We start from the raw sequence: 1,639 nt of genomic DNA on the forward strand, positions 1-1,639 counted from the left end.
CTTGAGTTTGGCTAATTTCTCATGTAAAAAAGTGAAGATAGGATAGGATTGGCTAATTTTTCCAACTTTGCCATTTTTTTCTCTATGTTCACGAAGTCTGAAAAATTGATTCTTATACTTTCCAGCCATTTTTCTGCTCTGAATCTGTTTAGTATATCTCCTGTTGTTGTTCTTGTTCTCAACGCATTCTTATACCATTTTGTTCCAGGCAGAGAAACCTTTTCGGTCAGGTTGGTTTCGTGCGCTGCCAATAGCATCATCCCATAGCAGGCTGAAATAAACGCTGGTACTTTTTCCACAACACCTTTTAACCTAACCTGGGCCTGGCCACAGCCGATCAAAGTTTTCTGGTCCCGAAAACCAACCTCTATTTCCCACCTTCTTATATAGGCCTGCAACAGCATGCTTATTTCCATTTCTGGATTGGTACATATCAGATAGGCAGGGTTCCTGTAAAGTAGCTTTGATTTTTTTGTGAGCCTGTAGCCGACTGGTCTTACTATGACAAGCATCAGGTTTTTCGGTCCAGATTTCCTCCATCTTACGTTTCTAATCACTTTGACATCAAATGACCTGATTTTTCCTGCTGCCCAAGCCCTCACCGCCATATATGGGTATTGTTGGTCCTGGCGAATCATTTCCGGGGTGGGGAGTTCCTCTCCATAATACTTTTTTCTGCCAGATCCCTGGGGTTGTTCACAGGGAAGTGCATAAAGCTTACAATCTTTTCTGATCCTGCCTATCATATCAACATTATCCGGGAGCTTTCTTATCACTGTTTCATTGGTATAGCTTCCGTCCACGCTTATGACAAGTTTTCTTTCCGCGTGTCCGTCGCTGTCCAGATCGGTCCTTAACTTAACAATGCGCTGGGCACCGATCTCACTAAGCTTGGCTTTTTTCTGGGTTTCTTTGAAGATATCAATTTCTGCCTGTGAGGCAGTCTTACCGGGCTTCCTGGTGGCGGGGCAATGGACAAGGTCGACAGGTATAGCTTTTGAAGGACCAGAGGATCCATTCTCCAGCAAGGAAAGCGAAACCTGTATAAATCTTTGGCCCCAGACGAAATTGTTTGCAAAAGGTGGCCCCAATGGATCCCTTAGCCAAGAGGCCCCAAATACATTTCTTCCCTTTTTACGAAACAGGGTATCGTCCATATGGCCATAGATGTTCGTATCCTCACTGGAAAGATTGAGTTTCTGTACACGTCTTCTTACAGCCCCGAAGATCCCATCAAGGTTCATCCTGTCGCCCTTGAACAGTCTGTATGCCGCAGACCAGTCCTTGAACTGGCTACCATTGGCCGAGAGCATGCCGGTAATGGTACACCGGCCAAGGCATCCCAACACACCCAAGGCCAATGACCTTGCACGATCAAAGGTTCTGGACTGCTTGAAGGCTGGCAGGCAACCTTCGAAAATCGATCTGAAGCATCCGATCAGGGTTTCTTGGGGAGTTTTTTTTTAAGGTCCTCAACGGACTCATCGCTTCTCTGAAGGATCAGTCGCTGGTTGTCATCAATAATCCACTCCACAACCTCGCCCTGCTTGAACTCGATTGCCTGGGCGACAGCTGAGGGGAAATTAACATACCACTGCTCGCTTGTCTTTCTTTTTATAACCTGTACTTTGGTTGGATA

At 45.7% G+C, this 1,639-nt stretch carries 2 protein-coding genes; both read right to left on the reverse strand.

Annotated elements, in window-relative coordinates; all coding sequences use genetic code 11:
- Positions 1 to 11: 11 nt before the first annotated feature.
- A complete protein-coding gene (locus R2R28_RS29005) occupies positions 12 to 1,442 on the reverse strand; it encodes a transposase (RefSeq protein ID WP_316829154.1) in 1,431 nt (476 codons plus the stop codon).
- Positions 1,439 to 1,639 (reverse strand): hypothetical protein (locus R2R28_RS29010; protein WP_316829153.1); only part of this gene is annotated, 201 nt, incomplete at its 5' end. The genes R2R28_RS29010 and R2R28_RS29005, both read right to left, overlap by 4 nt.

Origin of the sequence: Pedobacter miscanthi, from assembly GCF_032678605.1 — a bacterium.
Lineage (GTDB): Bacteria > Bacteroidota > Bacteroidia > Sphingobacteriales > Sphingobacteriaceae > Pedobacter > Pedobacter miscanthi_A.